This is a genomic window from Spongiactinospora gelatinilytica (genome assembly GCF_003236385.1).
In the GTDB taxonomy this organism is placed as follows: Bacteria; Actinomycetota; Actinomycetes; order Streptosporangiales; family Streptosporangiaceae; genus Spongiactinospora; species Spongiactinospora gelatinilytica.
In genome coordinates this window covers 1-1,933 of sequence record NZ_POUA01000659.1, presented here as the reverse complement: position 1 = coordinate 1,933, position 1,933 = coordinate 1, and the positions used below count along the sequence as shown (strand labels likewise).

Genomic DNA, 1,933 nt, shown 5'->3' with positions numbered 1-1,933 from the left:
GCCGCGGCCCCCCTACTCGCCCCCCTGGGCACCCGGTCACACTTAGCACGAAGGCTCGTTCACCGGGCTTCACCCCCGGATCTCATCTCGCTCTGTTCTCGGCAACGCGCCCCCAAGCGTGGCTCGGCCACTCGCGCCACGAGCAACGGCACTCCAGGCCCACCCGCCCGGGACAGCCGCCGCCTGACGACCACCAAGGCGGAATTCACGCCATCTCCCGTACTCCACCGCGCCACGCGTTCACACTCGCCGCCGGACCCCACGAGCAACGGCATTCCCACTCGCCCGCCCGGGGACAGGCGCCGCTTCCACGGCGACATCCCGTGCTTCAGTTCGCCACGCGCCATCCACTCGCCGCATTCCATATGGCCGTCCCCCAGTCAGATCCGGCGCGGCCGCCTTCCCGTCCGGCCCATTCCCCTTCCAGCGCGCAATCGCCGCTCCCCCCTGCCGGCGCCTACCCGGCCCTCTGAAGCTCTGTAACTCGCCATGAGCCCGTCGGAGTACCCGTAAGACCGTCAGGTGCCCTGAGCCGATACGCGGCCCTTTAGCCCGCGATGTGCCAGTCGGGCAGCGGCCGGTAGATCATGACGCCTGCCCGCTCCAGCTCCTCCCGCAGCCGGAAGTACTCGTCCCCGAACGGATCCACCCCCGCGAGCGGCATCAGTCCGCGCCGGATCGAAAGGTCGTGGGGCGCGAGTTCGGCGGCCTTCGCCAGATGCCGCCCGGCCGCCGCCGTACGCCCCCGGCGAAACAGCCAGGCCGCGATCCGGCCGTGCAGCCGGGCCAGTCGTTCGTCATCGGTCGGTGTGCGCAGGTGCTCACGTACGGCATGCCCGCTCAGGCCGCTCTCCCCCGTACGCACCCACCGGCGCAGCGCTGCCGTGGCGGCCTCCGAGGACAGGCCGTTCATCGACCGGAATGTGTCGGTGGCGGTCATGGTGTCCTGGGGGCGGGCGATACGGCCGTCCTCATCGATCCACACCACGGTCGGGACATTGATCACGTCGTACAGCTCCGCCACCCGCCCCTCCGTGTCCACGAGCGCGGTGTGCGCGAGATCCTTCGTCCAGGGCTCGGCGTCCTCGGCCCGGCGGTCCAGCGACACGCTGACCACGCCGAAGCCGTACTCCCGCAGCTCGCGGTGCAGGTCGTCCCAGACCGCCAGGTCGTACCGGCACCCGCACCAGGACGCCCAGAAGACGAGCGCGACCTTCGTGCCCCGGCGGTCGGACAGTGTGAAGTCGTCGCCTAGTGTGAAGCCGGGGGCCTTGTCCACGGACAGCTGTGCCGGCTCGCCGACGGCCACCACGCCCTCCTCCGGATCCACGACGACCTGGCGGCCCAGCATCTGCGCGAACGCCACGAGGTCGATCCTGGGCTCCGCCGTGCCCGGGGCCGGTGGCAACTCGGCAGCGGCGGAGCGGAAGGCCGGAACGCAGGCGTCACCACGACACCAGCCGTGCGGCTTGCGCTTCCAGCCGAGGACCGGCCTCCCTGACGGCAGCACGAGATCGTCGATCAGCTCTTCCCGTCCGTCGGCCAGCAAGGTGATGTTATTGGATAGTGTCACTCTCCAAGGATTGGAGAGTGACGCTCTCTAGTCAAGTGCCACCAGGAGAGAACACGAAAAACCCCTTGGATACTTCCAAGGGGTTGGAGTCGAACGTGTAGTCCCGACCGGATTCGAACCGGCGTTACCGCCTTGAGAGGGCGGCGTCCTAGGCCACTAGACGACGGGACCTTACAGGCCGGAAGGGCTTTTAGGCCCTCCCTTGCGCCGGACCTCCCCGGCGACGGCTGTAACTCTACCGCACCGAAAGTGGTGGGCAAAACGTTTACCGCCCAGGCGGGCCAAGGCGAGCCCGAGGCACCTTGACATAGAGCTGAGAACGGGCTCAGCCGGTCTCAGCCCTGGCTCTTATACACATCT

At 68.6% G+C, this 1,933-nt stretch carries 1 protein-coding gene and 1 tRNA gene; both read right to left on the bottom strand.

The genetic code is table 11. The annotated features are described in order from the left end of the window. Positions 1–547: 547 nt before the first annotated feature. The gene (locus C1I98_RS38325; protein WP_233508557.1) at positions 548–1,573 is read right to left on the bottom strand and encodes a TlpA disulfide reductase family protein; all 1,026 of its coding nucleotides are present in this window, start codon (positions 1,571–1,573) and stop codon (positions 548–550) included. A 98-nt stretch (positions 1,574–1,671) separates the two neighbouring features. Beyond that, a tRNA-Glu gene (locus C1I98_RS38320) sits at positions 1,672–1,744 on the bottom strand. Positions 1,745–1,933 lie beyond the last annotated feature (189 nt).